General features: G+C 46.0%; 18 protein-coding genes and 1 tRNA gene. 11 read left to right on the top strand and 8 right to left on the bottom strand.

Annotated elements, in window-relative coordinates; genetic code table 11:
• Position 1: 1 nt before the first annotated feature.
• Positions 2-88: transfer RNA gene (locus C8R11_RS00875), tRNA-Leu, on the bottom strand.
• A 253-nt stretch (positions 89-341) separates the two neighbouring features.
• On the opposite strand from C8R11_RS00875, the gene queA reads away from it, so the two are divergent.
• From queA to C8R11_RS00835, 8 genes are all read left to right on the top strand, one after another.
• Complete coding sequence (queA, locus tag C8R11_RS00870) at positions 342-1,376, top strand: tRNA preQ1(34) S-adenosylmethionine ribosyltransferase-isomerase QueA (protein ID WP_107794048.1); 1,035 nt, start codon at positions 342-344, stop codon at positions 1,374-1,376.
• Complete coding sequence (gene tgt / locus C8R11_RS00865; RefSeq protein WP_107794047.1) at positions 1,373-2,467, top strand: tRNA guanosine(34) transglycosylase Tgt; 1,095 nt, start codon at positions 1,373-1,375, stop codon at positions 2,465-2,467. The genes queA and tgt overlap by 4 nt, the downstream gene beginning before the upstream one ends.
• Positions 2,468-2,525: 58 nt before the next feature.
• Entirely contained in the window at positions 2,526-3,008 is a 483-nt protein-coding gene (yajC, locus tag C8R11_RS00860) for a preprotein translocase subunit YajC (RefSeq protein ID WP_107794046.1), read from the top strand.
• 89 nt (positions 3,009-3,097) lie between these two features.
• Positions 3,098-5,206 carry a protein translocase subunit SecD gene (secD, locus tag C8R11_RS00855; RefSeq protein WP_244907501.1) on the top strand — a complete coding sequence of 703 codons (2,109 nt, stop codon included), beginning with the start codon at positions 3,098-3,100 and terminating at the stop codon, positions 5,204-5,206.
• Between the two features lie 45 nt (positions 5,207-5,251).
• Positions 5,252-6,190: a protein translocase subunit SecF gene (secF, locus tag C8R11_RS00850; RefSeq protein WP_107794045.1), complete on the top strand. Its 939-nt coding sequence runs from the start codon at positions 5,252-5,254 to the stop codon at positions 6,188-6,190.
• Between the two features lie 34 nt (positions 6,191-6,224).
• Positions 6,225-6,824, top strand: coding sequence for a DedA family protein (locus tag C8R11_RS00845; RefSeq protein WP_107794044.1), 600 nt, complete (start codon positions 6,225-6,227; stop codon positions 6,822-6,824).
• 15 nt (positions 6,825-6,839) lie between these two features.
• Entirely contained in the window at positions 6,840-8,423 is a 1,584-nt protein-coding gene (locus tag C8R11_RS00840) for a bifunctional GNAT family N-acetyltransferase/carbon-nitrogen hydrolase family protein (RefSeq protein ID WP_107794043.1), read from the top strand.
• 18 nt (positions 8,424-8,441) lie between these two features.
• Positions 8,442-9,188 (top strand): DUF1499 domain-containing protein, encoded by a 747-nt coding sequence (locus tag C8R11_RS00835; protein WP_107794042.1) that lies wholly within the window; start codon positions 8,442-8,444, stop codon positions 9,186-9,188.
• Positions 9,189-9,363: 175 nt separating this feature from the next.
• Here C8R11_RS00835 and C8R11_RS15950 read toward each other — a convergent pair whose 3' ends face one another.
• The gene (locus C8R11_RS15950; protein ID WP_181258115.1) at positions 9,364-9,525 is read right to left on the bottom strand and encodes a hypothetical protein; all 162 of its coding nucleotides are present in this window, start codon (positions 9,523-9,525) and stop codon (positions 9,364-9,366) included.
• 66 nt (positions 9,526-9,591) lie between these two features.
• Here C8R11_RS15950 and C8R11_RS00830 point away from each other — a divergent pair, with 66 nt between their 5' ends.
• A complete protein-coding gene (locus tag C8R11_RS00830) occupies positions 9,592-9,984 on the top strand; it encodes a VOC family protein (RefSeq protein WP_090699804.1) in 393 nt (130 codons plus the stop codon).
• Between the two features lie 329 nt (positions 9,985-10,313).
• On the opposite strand, the gene C8R11_RS00825 is transcribed toward C8R11_RS00830, so the two are convergent.
• Complete coding sequence (locus C8R11_RS00825) at positions 10,314-11,171, bottom strand: hypothetical protein (protein WP_107794041.1); 858 nt, start codon at positions 11,169-11,171, stop codon at positions 10,314-10,316.
• Between the two features lie 215 nt (positions 11,172-11,386).
• Positions 11,387-12,160: a PEP-CTERM sorting domain-containing protein gene (locus tag C8R11_RS00820; RefSeq protein WP_244907500.1), complete on the bottom strand. Its 774-nt coding sequence runs from the start codon at positions 12,158-12,160 to the stop codon at positions 11,387-11,389.
• A 335-nt stretch (positions 12,161-12,495) separates the two neighbouring features.
• Here C8R11_RS00820 and C8R11_RS00815 point away from each other — a divergent pair, with 335 nt between their 5' ends.
• A complete protein-coding gene (locus tag C8R11_RS00815; RefSeq protein WP_107794040.1) occupies positions 12,496-13,098 on the top strand; it encodes a hypothetical protein in 603 nt (200 codons plus the stop codon).
• A gap of 159 nt (positions 13,099-13,257) precedes the next feature.
• Here the strand turns inward: C8R11_RS00815 and C8R11_RS00810 are convergent, their stop codons facing one another.
• The 3 genes from C8R11_RS00810 to C8R11_RS00800 form a co-directional block, all read right to left on the bottom strand.
• On the bottom strand, positions 13,258-13,731 hold the full coding sequence (locus C8R11_RS00810; RefSeq protein WP_219908511.1) for a DUF4399 domain-containing protein: 474 nt from the start codon (positions 13,729-13,731) through the stop codon (positions 13,258-13,260).
• Positions 13,732-13,996: 265 nt separating this feature from the next.
• A complete protein-coding gene (locus tag C8R11_RS00805) occupies positions 13,997-14,782 on the bottom strand; it encodes a M48 family metallopeptidase (protein ID WP_107794181.1) in 786 nt (261 codons plus the stop codon).
• Positions 14,783-14,854: 72 nt separating this feature from the next.
• Complete coding sequence (locus C8R11_RS00800) at positions 14,855-15,475, bottom strand: phosphoribosyltransferase (protein WP_107794039.1); 621 nt, start codon at positions 15,473-15,475, stop codon at positions 14,855-14,857.
• Between the two features lie 223 nt (positions 15,476-15,698).
• Between C8R11_RS00800 and C8R11_RS00795 the strand changes: the two genes are divergently transcribed.
• Positions 15,699-16,145, top strand: coding sequence for a hemerythrin domain-containing protein (locus tag C8R11_RS00795; protein ID WP_107794038.1), 447 nt, complete (start codon positions 15,699-15,701; stop codon positions 16,143-16,145).
• Positions 16,146-16,169: 24 nt separating this feature from the next.
• On the opposite strand, the gene C8R11_RS00790 is transcribed toward C8R11_RS00795, so the two are convergent.
• Positions 16,170-17,390 carry a class I SAM-dependent methyltransferase gene (locus tag C8R11_RS00790; RefSeq protein WP_107794037.1) on the bottom strand — a complete coding sequence of 407 codons (1,221 nt, stop codon included), beginning with the start codon at positions 17,388-17,390 and terminating at the stop codon, positions 16,170-16,172.
• Positions 17,391-17,478 lie beyond the last annotated feature (88 nt).

Here is a 17,478-nt window from a genome sequence, read left to right as displayed (position 1 = left end):
TTGGTGCCGAGGGGGGGAATCGAACCCCCATGATGTCACCATCGCGGGATTTTGAATCCCGTGCGTCTACCAATTCCGCCACCTCGGCAAGCTGACTCTGGCTGTACCCTTGTTTCATGGTACGAAAAAAAGCAATTATCACTGAATTTATCTATCACAGCAAGTTGCATCGTAAAAATTAGCAGCGACAGTATATAATTTCACCTTTTTTGATGTATTTCCTGGAAAATTCTGATTGAACTTCCCAATTTATTAGCTTAGGTGTTTCACTCCAAGAGCCTTCTAACAGGCCAGACAACTATGAGACTGCTCCCAAAGACTGCATACTCGCGCCAAGTCACATGAAAACACAGGATTTTGATTTTGATTTGCCACCGGCGCTTATCGCAAAATATCCGGCAGAACAACGTACCAGCAGCCGGCTGCTTTATCTAGACAGCACCCAGAACCGGCTTCACGATGCACAATTTTTGAATTTGCCGGATTATCTCCGACCGGGAGACGTCATGGTATTTAATGATACTCGTGTGATCAAGGCACGCCTGCTTGGGCAGAAAGAAAGCGGTGGAAAAATTGAAGTAATGATTGAACGAATACTGGATGAGCATCGTGTACAAGCGTCAATTCGTGCCAGCCACGCACCCAAATCAGGCAGCAAACTGTTACTGGCGAACCACATCTCAACAATTGTCTCGGAACGTAAAGACAGTTTTTATACACTGTGTTTCGAGCATGAAAAATCGATTTACGAACTGCTTGAATATTACGGTCAATTACCTTTGCCGCCTTATATAGATCGCGCAGTATCAGCAGCGGATGAATCCCGGTATCAAACGGTTTATGCAAAAAATGCGGGTGCAGTAGCTGCGCCAACCGCTGGTCTTCATTTTGATGATGACTTACTGGCTCAGTTAAAAATAATGGGAGTTGTGATTGTTTATGTGACTTTACATGTGGGAGCCGGCACATTTCAGCCGGTACGCGTAGATAATATTGCTGACCATACCATGCACAGCGAGTTGTTTCATATTCCGGAAGAAACGGTCAGAACGATCGAACAAGCAAAAAAAACAGGCAACCGTATTATGGCAGTGGGCACGACATCGTTGCGTGCATTGGAAGCCTCAGCAACGCAGCACCAGGGTAAATTAGTTGCCGGTTTAAGCGAAACCAGTATTTTTATCACGCCGGGTTATCGATTTCAGATTGCCGAGCGCTTGCTGACCAATTTTCATTTGCCGCGCTCTACGTTATTAATGTTGGTTTCTGCGTTCGGCGGAATGGAAAACATACGCACTGCCTATCACCATGCCATCGCTAATAAATATCGATTTTTCAGTTATGGCGACGCCATGCTTATTGAGAGAAAGTCATGAAATTTGAAATACAAAATACAGATCACGCCGCCAGACGCGGCACGTTGACGCTGGCGCATGGCCGGGTGGAAACGCCCGCTTTTATGCCCGTAGGCACCTATGGCGCGGTCAAAGGTATGTCGCCAGCGATGTTACAGTCGGTTCATGCACAAATTATTCTCGGCAATACCTTTCATTTGTGGCTACGTCCCGGTTTAGACGTTATTGAAGCGCATGGTGGGTTACATGGCTTCATGAACTGGCAAGGACCGATTCTGACGGACTCCGGCGGATTTCAGGTGTACAGTCTTGGTGATTTGCGGAAAATTACCGAAGAAGGCGTAAAATTCAGCTCACCAGTAAACGGTGACCGCTGCTTTCTGACTCCGGAAGAATCAATGCGTATTCAACGTATATTAAATTCGGATATTGTGATGATATTCGATGAATGTACACCCTATCCGGCAGATGAAGCAACGACAAAGTCTTCCATGCAACTAAGCTTGCGGTGGGCCGAGCGCTCCAGACAGGCGCATGGCGACAACTCCAATGCCTTGTTCGGCATCGTACAAGGCGGCATGTATGAAAGCGTACGTGATCAATCGCTGGCCGGATTGATGGCAATCGGCTTCGATGGTTATGCGATAGGCGGCCTCTCGGTCGGCGAACCCAAGGCCGAGATGAGACGCATTCTCGAACATACGGCCCCGCTACTGCCTGTCGACAAGCCGCGTTACCTGATGGGTGTTGGTACACCGGCTGATCTTGTACATGCAGTCGCACAAGGAATAGACATGTTTGATTGCGTACTGCCAACTCGGAATGCACGTAACGGCTGGCTGTATACACGCCAGGGCGTCCTCAAGTTGCGTAACAGCCGATACCGGTTGGATACCACAGCGCCAGATGCGCATTGTGCCTGTTATACCTGTCGTAATTTTACCCGTGCCTATCTGCATCATTTACAACGCATTAATGAAATGCTCGGTGCACAACTGAACACGGTTCATAATCTGTTCTATTATCAGGAATTAATGACTGAAATACGCAGCGCAATTGAACAGAATCAATTGAGTCAGTTTATGCAAAAATTTACGAGGGAATTTCAGTGATATGGCCGCATCATGCTAATATGTGCACTTTTTAATTAATCGTTCCTGGAGAAATATCATGCTGATTAGTGATGCATACGCACAAGCCGCCGGATCTGGACAAGCTGAAGCAGGATGGGCGAATCTCATTTTGTTAATAGGTATTTTTGTTATTTTCTGGCTCTTGTTGATTCGGCCGCAAGCCAGACGCGCAAAAGAACATAAACAAATGGTCGAAAACCTTCAGAGAGGTGACGAGGTGATTACCAACGGCGGCATTCTGGGTTTAATCCTCAACGTCAGCGAAAGCTATGTGGTTGTTGAAATTGCACCCAGCCATGAAGTGATCGTACTTAAATCTTCCGTTCAAACGCTGCTGCCAAAAGGCACGCTAAAAAGCATCGAACCTTCCAAAAACATCAGACAGCCGAAAAACAAACCTGCCAAATCGGTTTCTACGCCTGCTCAGGAAAATAAAAGTACTGAAAACAAGGATACCACCTCGGACACTACAGCGAATGGTGACACGGATGACAGCGCCAAATCAGGTGACAAAAATTAATACATAAAACTGCAAATAGTGATTAAAGCACATTCAATACAGTCACCTTCTGATTTTTTTCTTTTTTTCAAATTATTTACTGAATAGTCATGAACCGCTACGCGCTTTGGAAATACCTGATTATTGCGGTTTCCTTATTACTTGGACTGCTCTACACCCTGCCGAATTTTTTTGGTGAATCGCCCGCTGTACAGATTTCTCCACTCAGAATGACAACCCAAGCTGATACCAGCTTGCTGCAACGGGTTGAAGACATCCTGGAGAAGGCGAAAATCACCAGCGACGGTCTTATTCTGGAAGAAGGCAGCATCAAGGTACGTTTTGAAGATACCGACACACAGATCAAAGCAAAAGACCTGTTGCAATCAACGTTGGGTGACGAACATATGGTCGCACTTAACCTGCTGCCTAATTCTCCGCAATGGCTGACTGATCTGGGCGCATTGCCCATGTACCTGGGGCTTGACTTGCGTGGCGGCGTACATTTCATGCTCGAAGTCGATATGGAAGGTGCTGTCAGCAAATCGCTGGATCGCCATAGCTCGGATATCCGCAGCACACTGCGTGAAAAAAGAATTCCCTATGCAGGGGTTGAAAAACTCGGAGAAACACTTACCATCAAATTTCGCGATGCCGAATCACGCACACAAGCTTTAAGCGAGTTAAGAACTGATTATGAAGATCTTCAATTTAAAGAAGAACAGTCAAATAATCGTTTTCATCTGATTGCATCTATCAAACCTGATACGCTGATCCAGATGCAGGATTCCACGGTTCAACAAAACATTACGACATTGCGTAACCGTGTCAATGAACTCGGTGTGGCTGAGCCGATTATTCAAAAAGCCGGCGCAGACCGCGTAATTGTGCAGTTGCCCGGTGTGCAGGATACGGCCAAAGCGAAAGAAATCCTCGGACGCACAGCGACACTTGAAATCCGTATGGTTGATGATGAACGCGATCTGGATGCCGCCCTGCAAGGTCAGATACCATTTGGAACCGAGCTGTACGAAGAACGGGGCGGTGGCCCGTTACTGGTCAAAAAACAGGTTTTGTTAACCGGTGAACGTATTACCGATGCACAACCCGGCTTTAACGAAGACAATCAAGCTGCAGTGCATATCAGGCTGGATAATAGTGGCTCACAAATATTTAAGAAACTGACACGCGAAAATGTAGGCAGGCGTATGGCGATTCTGTTGATTGAACGCAACCAGACCGAAGTCGTCACCGCACCTGTGATTCGCGAAGAAATCGGCGGCGGACGCGTGCAGATCAGTGGTCGCATGAGCACCATTGAAGCACGTGATGTAGCATTGCTATTGCGCGCAGGCGCATTGGCCGCACCGATGGATATTATCGAAGAACGTACTGTCGGTCCAAGCCTCGGAGCCGATAATATTGCCAGGGGATTTAATTCGACCCTATATGGTTTCTTGGCCGTCTCCATTTTCATCGCGATCTACTATATGTCGTTCGGTGTGATTTCGGTACTCACGCTCAGCTTGAACTTGCTGTTGCTGGTGGGTTTATTGTCTATTTTACAGGCAACTTTAACGTTGCCCGGCATGGCTGCGCTGGCACTGACTGTCGGCATGGCGATTGATGCTAATGTACTGATTAATGAGCGAATACGGGACGAGCTGCGTGCCGGCATTTCACCGCAGCTTGCCATCAATGCCGGTTATGAACGTGCAACCGGCACAATTTTGGATTCGAATATCACCACGCTCATTGCCGGTATTGCACTTTTTGCTTTTGGATCGGGACCGGTTAAAGGTTTTGCCGTAGTGCTCTGTCTGGGCATTCTGACCTCAGTATTTACGGCGATCTTTGTATCACGGGGTATGGTTAATTTCATGTATGGCAGCCGCCGCAGACTGGATGTTGTCCCTATTGGAAAAATCTGGATTCCGGAAAATGAAAGTGCCCGTAAGCAATTTAGATACGAAATTACCAATCCATCAGATGCTTCATCTGAAAATAATGCATCTGATGCAAACGAACCCGAAATTGAGGAAAAAACAGGGAAAAGAACCACGCAACCTGTAGTCACGGAAGCAGAGGCGTTTCAGGAGAAAAGCCAACCGGCAGCAGGTGAAAACACCCAGTCCGAATCAACGGCTCCACCAAAAAAAACATCAGTTAGCGCACGAAACAAACGAAAAACGGCCGCTCGGAAATTAAAGAAAAAATAATTTGTCCGAAAGAACCCATCCAAGGATATAGCAAAGGAATTTACAATGGAATTTTTTAGATTTAGCCGTGACATCTCCTTCATGAGCTGGAAACGGACTGCGGCTGTGATCTCACTTGTTACTTTTATTCTCTCCGTCTTTTTTATTGCCACAAGAGGACTGAATTTAGGTGTTGATTTTACAGGTGGAACGGTTCTTGAAATCAGTTATGAACAGACAGCTGATTTAAATAAAATCAGAGATGTTCTGGCTGGTTTGAATATGACTGATGTAACTGTGCAGAATTTCGGTACTTCACGCGATGTGATGATTCGGCTGCCGGTAATGCCGGAATACTCCAGTGCGCAGTTATCTGAAACGGTACTGGAAGCATTACGCCAGGCGGACGATACAGTTGAAATGCGCCGTGTCGAGTTTGTCGGCCCTCAAGTCGGTAAGGAATTATTGGAAAATGGCGCACTTGCCTTGTTATTTGTTTCACTCGGCATTGTTGCCTACCTGGCGGTGCGTTTTGAGTGGAAATTCGGCATAGCCGGCATCATCGCCAATCTGCACGACGTGATCATTATTCTGGGTTTTTTTGCATTCTTTCAGTGGGAATTTTCGTTGACGGTACTGGCTGCAGTATTGGCTATACTGGGTTATTCAGTGAATGAATCGGTAGTTATCTTTGACCGAATTCGCGAAAACTTCCGCAAGTTGCGTAAAGTATCTGTAGAAAAAGTCATCAATAATGCGATAACACGCACCATGGCACGTACGATAATGACTCACGGCAGCACTCAGATGGTCGTGATTTCCATGCTATTATTCGGCGGCGAAGTGTTATTTTATTTTGCACTTGCATTAACCATAGGCATCTGGTTTGGCATTTATTCTTCCATCATGGTTGCCAGCCCAATATTGATATTGCTGGGCGTTAAACGTGAAGATCTGGTGAAACTGGAGGAGAAAAAACCCGAAAACGATGGTGCCGTTGTCTAAACAGCTGTAATTACATACTACAGGGCAGACAGGTTTGATCGCGGAAATTATTGAATGGATTGTCAATACTATCGGTAGCCTGGGCTACCCGGGAATTTTTCTCCTTATGCTGCTTGAATCCAGCTTCGTGCCTTTTCCAAGCGAAGTGATCATGGTTCCCGCCGGATACCTCGCCTCAAAGGGTGAGATGCAAATTATCATCGTAGTCCTCTGCGGCATTTTCGGCAGCCTGTTGGGTGCGTTGATTAATTATTATCTGGCGGTATGGCTTGGACGACCGTTTTTACTGCATTATGGAAAATATGTCATGTTCAATGAGGTCCATTTACAAAAAATGGAGGTTTTTTTCCACCGTCATGGCCACATTTCCACTTTCACCGGCCGCCTGATACCGATGGTACGTCAATATATTTCCATTCCGGCCGGTCTGGCACGCATGAATCTACCCATGTTCTGTTTTTACACGAGTCTCGGCGCAGGCATTTGGGTCATCATTTTGACTTTACTGGGATATTTTATCGGTGAAAATGAAGCGCTGATCAAAGAATATCTGCGTGATATTATTGTTACCCTCTTTGTCGCTTGCACAATTGGTGTTGTCATCTATTGGCAGCTTCAACGCAGATCAAAATAACGCGTTTATTTTAAGATGAAGCCTACCCCCTCAAAATCGACCATCATCAAAAAATCCGGGCGTTTAACGATCCGGAATGCATCATTGAAGGATGTCCCTGCACTGGTAGCACTGGTTGATAAGGTATATGAAGGCTCCAACATTCCAAGTTATTCGGAAGGTGCTCTGAATGGTCAGATTAACAATTTCCCGGAAGGCCAGTTAGTCGCAGTTTATGATCAGGAATTGGTTGGTTACTGTGCTAGTTTTCGTATTACAGGCAAACTTGCATTAAGGTCACATACCTGGGTTGAGATAACCGGTAATGGTTATGCATCGCGACATAATCCCGAAGGCGACTATTTATATGGCATGGAAGTCTGCGTTGATCCAAATTTCCGGGGTTATCGTATAGGCCATCGGTTTTACATTGCCCGCAAACAATTGTGTCAACAATTTGGTTTGAAAGGCATAATTTTTGCTGGAAGACTGCCCAGTTATGCCAAAAAAGCCAAGCGCTATCCAGATGTAGAAGATTATGTGCAACAAATCGTAGAGAAAAAGCTGCGCGATCAGGTACTGTCGTTCCAATTGCGCAATAATTTCGAGGTCTTGGGTGTCATCAAAAATTACCTGCCTGCAGATACCGAATCATTGGGTTATGGCGTGCATCTTATCTGGCGCAATCCCAGTGTGCCGGAAGAATCAGAAATAAAGCGCAACAAGAATTTTGGTGGCCGGGTCCAGGAAACAGTCCGCGTTGGCACCGTTCAATATAAGATGCGGAAAGTAAATTCGTTTGAAGAATTCACCAGTTTTGTGGAATATTTTGTAGATGTGATCGCCGACTACAATGGTGACTTTGTCGTTTTTCCTGAACTTTTTACACTGCAATTACTGTCCATCGAGGATCAACACCTGTCACCAGCAGAATCAATTGAAGCACTGACCAAATATACAGATCGTTTTACCAAAGCTATGCGTGATATGGCTTTGCGCTACAATGTCAACATTATCGGTGGGACGCATCCTACGCATATGTCTTCAGGACGGGTGGAAAATATCTCTTATATATTTCTGCGTGACGGTTCCATCCATAAACAGCCTAAAATTCACCCTACACCCGATGAAGTCTACTGGTGGAATATCGAAGGCGGCGACACGCTGAATGCCATAGAAACGGACTGCGGCCCTATCGGAGTTTTAATTTGCTACGATGCCGAATTTCCGGAGCTGTCGAGACACCTTGCAGACCAAGGGGTTTATATGATTTTTGTGCCATTCTGCACGGCTGTACGCCAGGGGTATTTACGGGTACGGTATTGCAGTCAGGCGCGCGCTGTGGAAAATCAGGTCTATGTGATTATGTCCGGCAATGTAGGCAACCTGCCCAATGTAGCGAATATGGACGTTCAATACGCACAAAGCTGCATTCTGACGCCTTGCGACTTTCCATTCGATCGAGACGGCATCGCAGCTGATACCACGCCGAATGTGGAAACAATTGCCATTGCCGATTTACGCCCGGATTCGCTGCGTACGGCACGCAATGCCGGAACAGTACAGAATCTGAAAGACAGACGCCATGATTTGTATTCCGTACACTGGCGTGGCAAATAATACTTAAATTTACGGCTTATGTTTAGACGCTATAACTTCCCTCGATTGGGTATCATTATTGCAGTATTGGCCGCACTGCTTGCGATGCTGGCCGTCGTCCTGCACCGGTTTGAAGCAGTCGGTTTCCAAATCGCACTGCCGATGCTGGCGGTATCAGCACTTTCAGGTCTGCTGGCTGTTGTTCTAAGCGCGATCGGTCTCATTACCGCATGGCAACAGCAAAAAAGTGTTTTACCCGTTTTAGCGGGTCTTTTACTCGGACTTATTGTGGCGGCACCGACTATACTGACCATGCTGTCGGGTTCAGGTGTTCCACGCATACATGACATCACCACAGATATTGATAATCCACCGGAATTTAAAGCTGTTCTGGCTTTACGCACTCATACCGATAACACATTAGACCGCAAATCTCCGGAAAATCTTACGCAATTGCAACAGGAAGCTTATCCGGCGCTAAAACCATTGCTGTTAGACCGTTCCAGAGATATTGTATTTATACAGGCCCTGCAACTGGCCAAATCACACGGTTGGAAAATTGCAGCAGCCTCTGCAGATAAAGGCACCATCGAAGCAACAGCCACAACACCGATCATGGCTTTCAAAGATGATGTCGTTATTCGCATACAAAGTGTGGAAGATAAGACACGCGTGGACATGCGTTCAGTTTCACGTGTTGGATTAAGTGACCTGGGTGCAAATGCCGCACGTATTCAACAATTTATGAATGAACTCAGCACTAGTCTGAAATACCCTGGCAGATAGCTGCTTACCTCTATCAATAATCAATGGGCAACTAAAAGTGGATAGTTATTATACGAATCCAAGATTTATTTATTTTTAATCATTGAGTATAAGCCACTACAACTGACTATACATACATCTACCATCCAACCTAAACCAAAAAAGTTATTTGAACAAATACGCGATAAGATCTGTTTTAACGGTTATATCTGATGTTTATGCACCCACCTGTCTGTCCTGGTGCTTTCCTTCTAAACGACTCGATAGGCATGAGTAATTCCATACCCTGATCGCTCATTTGATGACTGACCGTATTGTGCATATTCGGCCTCTCGAGTATTGCTTTTCCTTCCATCATACTGCCACGCCATAATACAATATACACAGTTGTGAGTCAGTCCAATTATTATAACAAGGAGGCACCATGAAAATTGAAGGCATGAATCATTTTACTGTGATCAGCAGTGACCTGGAAAAAACCAAGGCTTTTTATCTGGAAATACTGGGTCTGCGTGAAGGTTACCGACCACCTATGGAATCAACTGGTGCTTGGCTGTACGCAGCAGACCAGAAACATTCCCTCCTGCACATTATGGCCGAGCGACCGATGCCGGAAAGTGCGCCCGGTGTCATTGACCATATGGCATTTACCGCGACCGGTCTGCAAACGACGATCAATATACTCAAGCAGCACGGCATCGTATACAAACTGAACCGTATGAAAGAACTGGGCGTCTGGCAGTTGTTTTTTTATGACCCGGATGGTGCAAAAGTTGAATTGGATTTTTCCGCTGATGAACCTGAACCGCAGCAATAATATTCCTTTGAATCCAACCGATACCAGTTAAAGCAAGCACCAGCCCAAAGAAGAATACCTGTCATACAAATAGCTACCCTTACAATCATCCAGAAGCCGCCCTGACCCTTATTTAACAAACTATTGACTGTTAACCCCGAGATTACTCAAATCGGGAAGTCGTTTTTTTCATGTACTTATGCTCATCGCCTGACTTTTGGGTTTTGGGTCAGAGGTGATGCAGGCTAAGCCTTTTTGTTGCAACTCAAATGGCACCAAGTCTAACAAAATAATAATAAATGCTGTATTGCAGGACCTGGTACCTTTTTGCTGTTAAACCCAGGCGCGCCCTAGTGCACCAGCATGGCCTTGCGACGGCGAAATCCAATGAGCAAACCGACCCCTGCCAAAATTAGCATGCCTGAGGAGGGCGAGGACACAACAACGGGCGGGTCAGGCGTGAAGAACGCCCCACCCACCGAAAACCCGGGGTTCAGGGGTATCGTACTAAGACTGCCAGAGCCATTGGTGTTGGTGAGCAGATCCGACAGAGTCGCGTAGGTCTGCACGAACAAATCAAGCCCACCCGCAGAGGCCGTGTCCCGTTCCAGCAGCAGATGGTAGGCCCCATCGTAAAACGCCCCACCCACCGAAAACCCGGGGTTCAGGGGTATCGCACTAAGACTGCCAGAGCCATTAGTGTTGGTGAGCAGATCCGACAGACTCGCGTAGGTCTGCACGAACAAATCAAGCCCACCCGCAGAGGCCGTGTCCCGTTCCAGCAGCAGATTGTAGGCCCCATCGTAAAACACCCCACCCACCGAAAACACGGGATTCAGGGGTATCGCACTAAGACTGCCAGAGCCATTGGTGTTGGTGAGCAGATCCGACAGACTCGCGTAGGTCTGCACGAACAAATCAAGCCCACCCGCAGAGGCCGTGTCCCGTTCCAGCAGCAGATTGTAGGTCCCATCGTAAAACGCTCCACCCACCGAAAACCCGGGGTTCAGGGGTATCGCACTAAGACTGCCAGAGCCATTGGTGTTGGTGAGCAGATCCGGCAAACTCCCATAGGACTGCACGAACAGATCAAGCCCGCTCCCGGAAGGCGTATCCCGTTCCAGCACTAACGAAATTAGTGCTGCCGACGCAAGCGATGGAAACAAAATGAATAAAATTATAACAACTTGAGTTTTAAGGTATTTCATAATCCATCCCAATTAAGAAAACATACAAAAACACTATTCAAATGAAGGCGAATCTAATCTGCTGAATGAACAAGAAAGTGTCAGCTTTTGCGTAAAGGTGCATTAAATTTTTAAAAACCAGAGACATGCTGGTTAGCGGGTTTTAGCTGGGCTGGTGGGTTAATACCCAATTTATTGGCGATTATTGCCCGTCACCGGCTTGCAGCAACATCAAATTAATCATTACCCTTCCGGCGGCGAACCAGACCTAGCATGGCAAGGCCAAGTCCCAAGAGGCCCAAACTGGCTGGTTCTGGCACGCCTGAGCTCGGATCGGGCAGGCGGCTACCGACCCCATTGAATCCTTCGACGGACGACACATAATAGCCTTCAGGCAATATAAATCCGAGCACAGCAGTCGATCCGAAAGTAGCAATCTGATCGCTGCGAACCAACAAGTCAATGATCGTGGAAAATGAAAAAGTCGAGTCGACGAGCACATCCAAAGAATAGGTCAAAACTTGATCGACGTTTATAGGGTGTGCCGCTTCATAATAAAAAATGGAGCTGCCAGCCACAAAGGCGCTGCGCCCAAAAGTTCCAAACCCAACTGCAGTGTTGGCGAGCGGGGAGCGAATCCCGGTCACATCCAATGTCGCAGAGACTGGCACAAGTCCTGTGCCAGCGGGACCGTGGAGTGTATAAGTATCCGCATGGCTCGCGATAATTCGACCACCCGCATTCATCCCATTAATATTCGCTTTTACTTCGGTGTGATTCACCGAACCGCCCGCTGACATGCTTAGGCTCCCGAGTGTTAAATGCCTGGTCCACGTTTGATCAGCGATAAAGTTCGTCCCTTCAGCGCAATAACCTGCGCAAGCGCCGCTGCTTTCGACAATGATATAACCGCCAGTTGGAGATGGCCCAGTTAGTGGTATAGCCTGCGCTGAAGTTGTAACCCCAAAAAACAAGAAAGCACCCAGTATTGAAACCAGTTTATTGTTCATACAAAAATTCCTCTTATTATTTATATTAATGAGCTTGTTATGAGTAAAATATGAGCAATATTCATACCAAAATAAATATAATCAATATTTCAGAGAGTTGGATGTTTTCTCATACAGGTTCTGTAAAAATTTTCGACACTTATAAGGGAGGCAAGGCAGGAGAGGCAACTGTCGACGGGTATTGTCAACTTCACCTTAAATCGGTCAAACTATAAGTATGAAAGACACGAAGCAGTTATAGCGAGTTTGCATATACTGACTTAAATGACTTTTTCGCATGTCAATAGTGATAACCTTTCTTGGTTAGTTAGGACAGCGCCTATTTATAAGGAGAAATGAACCAATGGATAGAATCTCAATTGAGATTCATGGTGCTTAGTGATCTTAGAGAGCATATTCCTGATGAGTATTTTGAAAGTGAAACCGAGAGGTTTAATTTGAATGAGTCTTTCGACAAAAGGGGTTTCTTATCAAAGGAGCTTAGATGGGGGTATTTAGCGGGGGATCTTGGTAGAAGGCTATGCTTTAGTAACGAAATTTTAATGTCTGCGAAGCAAAAATCAGCGGCAGAAGTCCTAATGAATTTAGGAATGTACGTGGCTGCAAAAGCAGCACATGAAGCATGCGATAAAATACAGAAACTTGTTGCTGAAAAAGAAGCAGATGAGGGAAATGCGGGGGAAGTCGCAAGACAGTTACAAACAAAACAACTGCCTGTACTTGAAAAGAATGTTACTGGATCGCTAAAGCAATACATTCGATATCTTAGCAACGAGGAAGCGAAGCCATTTGTACCTTTGTTAAGTGATAAAGACCAAATAGAACTTGGCTTTAAAAAAAGTATCAAGAATGAAGTATTGCAGTGGTCATTGAAAAAACTTGATTACATTTTCGGTCTATTATTGGCTGCATTGTTTGCTTATTTCGGTCTAAAATAGCCGTATCCAGTCGACTGGCTGCCCACTCTTGTTTGGTGCAATTTCGTTATTGCAACGTTATTGAATAAAGCTTGAGTAGGGATTAAACAGTTCAGAATCAATGGGGTCACCCATTGATTCTCTTACAAACAATTTGTGATTGACGCCTTTAATTATGTTTTATTTGACATGTACCGTGATACTTTGTCGCATAGCGAAACCATATGACCGATGTGCGCCGTCAGCAAATTGCAGTGTTAATGTATGTTTTCCTGGAGGGAGCGTTAGTGTGGTTTTAGTTTGTCCTTTGCCAAAATGCAAATGCGTAGGAGAACTGGGAATGACTTCGTTTTTTCTAACTGGACTTTCATCAACTAGCAAGTGATGATGGCCAGTGTTGGGTGTCATGTCTCCGGCGGGTTTGATCGCCATCCCTCTGATACCCATTTTAATAGTAAATTCCTGGTCAACAGTGGCATTGTTTTTGGGTTCAATAAAATACACAGCCTGGTCGGGTTCCGCTGCATTGCTGGGATTCGCTGTATAACCGCCACTGCCATATGATAGGGCATCTGCGCTGGCTAAGATAAAGATAGACATGGATGCATATATGAATAAGCGCTTGATAGATAATCTAGTTGTATACGAACTCATGACATTTTCTCCATATTGATTTTGTTTGGTCAGTTGTTGTCAAATTTGCCTGTAATAGAAGAGTGCGGCTACATAATTTTATGACTGCCCGGATTGGGTTTTGTTCCATCTAACAATGCGCTATAGCTCCCCCAGTCAAAATAGCAACATTGGGAGCAGGTCTTTCAATACAGCAATTCAACATCACAATACCCATCAAAGGGATCAAAACCATACTTTTCAGCACTGAATTTTTAAGAATCGGCAATATGAACACGTTACAAGCTCATTTTGCGCAGCGCGGATTTTTCCCGGCAGCATGTGCCTGCTGCATCAGAGCCATTGCTTCAGGCATTAAAGCCTGCAAATCTTCTATCCGGGTTCCATGCGATGGGTGCGTAGATAAAAATTCAATTGGTTGCGCACCCTGACTGGCCTGTGCCATTTTTTGCCATAGTGTAATGCTTTCCCTCGGATCAAATCCTGCCTTTGCCATGAGTTCGACACCGATATCATCCGCTTCACTTTCATGCAGACGGCTAAACGGCATAATAACACCGTATTGCGCACCCACGCCCAGCAAACTGACGGCAGTCTGCCCCAATGCGGTTTGTGGTGCTGCAACTGCTGCAATTAATGATACGCCCACCTGTGCACCCAGCTTCTGTGACATACGCTCATTGCTGTGTCTCGCCAATACATGCCCCACTTCGTGGCCAATGACAGACGCGAGTTGACCCTGATTATCGACCATATCCACCATTCCTGTGTGGACGCCGATCTTATTGCCCGGCAATGCAAATGCGTTAAGTGTTTCGTCTTCAAAGACGACCACTTCCCAGTTACCACCGACCTCGCGTGTAATCGCGTCCGCAATACACTGAACAAAAGCGTTTTCTTGCACATTGCGATTAATCAGCTTTTCAGATTTCAAATTATCAAAAGCCTGTAACCCCATTGCATCGACTTCATCGTCCGGCATAAAAATCAACTGGCTCCTGCCGGTTGGTGATGTCGCACAGGCCGTGATCATGACAAGCATCAACAGAATAATGATTGTTCGGATATTCATCAGTAACAGCTCCTTTAGAAAAGCTTCATTCATTTTCACTTATTTTATACCGAATAACAGTGTCAACTGCAGCTATTCTTTCAGCAAAGCAATCACCTCTTCGTCGCTGACCTGCTGAAACACTCGATAAAACTGTCCGACTGCATAAAAGAATTGTGGGGATTCAAGGCAAATCGTTTCATCTGCATAAGATGCCACTTTATCCAGCGTCTCTGGCGGTGCAACGGGTACCGCGCAGATTAATCTCTGCGGATGCTTCGCACGTAAGGCATGCAAGGCGGCAATCATGGTCGATCCGGTAGCCAGACCGTCATCTATCACAATTATAATACGTCCTTCTGGATTCAACGGCGGCCGCACAGGTGTATACATTTTTCGCCGTACCTGCATGGTTTCAAGCTGTTTTTTCTTTTCGGTCTCAATATATTCCTGATCGTGAACAATCAGCTCGGCTTCCTTGGTCAGATATATCCAACCGGTTTCGTCAACCGCACCAATGGCCAATTCAGGGTTACCGGGTGCACCCAGTTTACGGACAAGGACTATGTCCATGTCACCACACAATCTTTCAGCAATAATTTTTGCCATCGGTACCGCACCTCGCGGTATCGCTAAAACCAATGGGTGTTGTTCCTGATACGGCAATAATCGTTCTGCCAATTGTGCGGCAGCATCCTCACGATCTTGAAACATTGCACTATTCTCCCTTCGAGCAAGATTACGCACTGACAACCTTAGTAGTCATTAACAGGCTGTTAAAAACTATCTGCGTTGTCGTCCCGGCGTTCAAAACCTGCTTGCAAAAATTCGTCTGTTTTTACCTTGCATCGGTTGCCTTGAAAAAGTTTTGCAACGGCCTATTAAACCGATAAAATAGCAGAATAACGTATTTTGTGCGTTTTTTTGGAGAGAAATTTTGAAAAGAGCGGCTGCACTAAAAGCCTTGTCAATGGATCACCACTACGGTCTGGTGCTGGCACGAAAGGCCAAAATGGCAGCATCTGGCGAAAAAACACAGAATTCTGAGAAACAACAAATCTGGACAGAACTGCTTGCACATGCAAAAAGCGTCTTGATATCACACTTTGTCATTGAAGAATCCTATCTTGCAGCCGCCTTAAAAGCACTCAATGACCCGAACGTCGATCAATTGGTAGATCAGCTTTATGCTGAACATGAAACGTTACGCCAACTGTTATCCCCAAATACCGTGCGCGATACTGCCAATTTAAAAATGCTGGGCGAATTACTGGAACAGCATATCCGTTTTGAGGAACGTGAATTGTTTGAAATCGCACAAATGAAACTGGATGATCAAACGCTGCAGACAATTGCTGCTGCCTGCAGCACAAAACACAACTAAAAACAAAGTGTTTTCACTTACAGATTACAACATCCGGCTTTTATCGCCCTTGACAAATCCGACCAGCGGCTGTGCAATGTTTCTGCCAAAAGCAATCACTTTGAACAATTCCCCCATCTCAGCAGGACTGACCAGCTTCTGCAACTGATTGGCTGCTGGCAGGTAATTTTGCACATCCTCTACTGGAATCCGAGCCAGTATTTCCGTAACACCGCAATTTAATAAAAAATGGGCCTGGGTAGTATAACCCATCAATGACAATTCCGTTTCTTCAGCGATTTCCATCAGTGCGCTGAAATCTATGTGACTGGTAATATCCTGCAACCCCGGTAGGAAAAAGGGATCCGGGTGTGAATGATGGCGATAATGACACATGAGTGTTCCCTGGCTACGTTGCGGATGGTAATATTCACGACCACCAAATCCATAGTCGATCAGTATTGCAGCACCCTGCTCCAACATTCCGGCAAGACTGCGCATAAAGTATCTTGCAGCCAGATTGACCTCACTGATGTAGTTGAAGGCAGGATCCTGATCCGGATTTATCCGGGCCGACAGCAATTCAGCGTGGAACTTGAGTGTTTCATTCGCTATTGGCCGGCTCTCCCAAACAAAAACGCCATTTTGTTCGTGCTCATTCCAGGCAACGCCCCGTTCAAAAACTTCATTGCCCCGCCACTCAACCAGATGAACCGGCATCGCATCAATTACTTCATTGGCGAGCACGGTCCCGCAGAACCGGTCGGGCAACCGATCCAGCCAGACCACACGCGCCATCAGATGTGAAGCCTGCTCGGCCAGCAGCTTTTGCTGCCGCTCGCGCAGCTGGGCACTGACTTCGAGTATATAATAACACCGTGGCAAAGCATCCAGTTGTTCCAGTTCCCGCAACAGATCTAACGCCAGTTTGCCAGAACCTGCACCAAACTCAAGCATGTCTGCAAAGCCGGTATGTTTTGCAACATGTTCGTCAATCTGGCGCACCTGCCTTGCCAGCGTGCGGCCATATAATACGGAAATTTCGGGCGCGGTGACAAAATCACCGCCACCGCCCAGCTTTGTTGCACCACCACTGTAATAGCCCAGCCCCGGATGATAAAGTACCTTGTCCATATAACGTGCAAATGAAATCCAGCCACCCGCCGATTCAATTTCATCACGAATGATGGACTGCAGTTTATGACTGTGGGCCAACGCAATTTCACTACATGCCGGCAAGGTTGATAACTTCGAAAGGGTTGTCATGACTTCAGTTGGTGTCGTTAAAAAAGTATCATTTATGGTAAATTGTCGGAAACATGCTGTAGAACACGCTGTATTGTTTCAAAGATAA

The organism is Nitrosomonas aestuarii (assembly GCF_003046585.1).
GTDB lineage: Bacteria > Pseudomonadota > Gammaproteobacteria > Burkholderiales > Nitrosomonadaceae > Nitrosomonas > Nitrosomonas aestuarii.
The sequence above is the reverse complement of the archived record's forward strand: the minus strand, read 5'-3'. Positions and strand labels throughout refer to the sequence as shown.

Bases quoted from the DNA above. Each gene is read 5' to 3' on its own strand.
- C8R11_RS15950 (WP_181258115.1), bottom strand. From the start codon at position 9,525: ATGATGGAAGGAAAAGCAATACTCGAGAGGCCGAATATGCACAATACG.
- C8R11_RS00840 (WP_107794043.1), top strand. From the start codon at position 6,840: ATGAAGCCTACCCCCTCAAAATCGACCATCATCAAAAAATCCGGGCGT.
- C8R11_RS00820 (WP_244907500.1), bottom strand. From the start codon at position 12,160: ATGAACAATAAACTGGTTTCAATACTGGGTGCTTTCTTGTTTTTTGGG.
- C8R11_RS00835 (WP_107794042.1), top strand. From the start codon at position 8,442: ATGTTTAGACGCTATAACTTCCCTCGATTGGGTATCATTATTGCAGTA.
- secD (WP_244907501.1), top strand. From the start codon at position 3,098: ATGAACCGCTACGCGCTTTGGAAATACCTGATTATTGCGGTTTCCTTA.
- queA (WP_107794048.1), top strand. From the start codon at position 342: ATGAAAACACAGGATTTTGATTTTGATTTGCCACCGGCGCTTATCGCA.
- C8R11_RS00810 (WP_219908511.1), bottom strand. From the start codon at position 13,731: ATGAGTTCGTATACAACTAGATTATCTATCAAGCGCTTATTCATATAT.
- C8R11_RS00830 (WP_090699804.1), top strand. From the start codon at position 9,592: ATGAAAATTGAAGGCATGAATCATTTTACTGTGATCAGCAGTGACCTG.
- C8R11_RS00825 (WP_107794041.1), bottom strand. From the start codon at position 11,171: ATGAAATACCTTAAAACTCAAGTTGTTATAATTTTATTCATTTTGTTT.
- C8R11_RS00790 (WP_107794037.1), bottom strand. From the start codon at position 17,390: ATGACAACCCTTTCGAAGTTATCAACCTTGCCGGCATGTAGTGAAATT.
- C8R11_RS00815 (WP_107794040.1), top strand. From the start codon at position 12,496: ATGAACCAATGGATAGAATCTCAATTGAGATTCATGGTGCTTAGTGAT.
- yajC (WP_107794046.1), top strand. From the start codon at position 2,526: ATGCTGATTAGTGATGCATACGCACAAGCCGCCGGATCTGGACAAGCT.
- C8R11_RS00805 (WP_107794181.1), bottom strand. From the start codon at position 14,782: ATGAATATCCGAACAATCATTATTCTGTTGATGCTTGTCATGATCACG.
- C8R11_RS00800 (WP_107794039.1), bottom strand. From the start codon at position 15,475: ATGTTTCAAGATCGTGAGGATGCTGCCGCACAATTGGCAGAACGATTA.
- tgt (WP_107794047.1), top strand. From the start codon at position 1,373: ATGAAATTTGAAATACAAAATACAGATCACGCCGCCAGACGCGGCACG.
- secF (WP_107794045.1), top strand. From the start codon at position 5,252: ATGGAATTTTTTAGATTTAGCCGTGACATCTCCTTCATGAGCTGGAAA.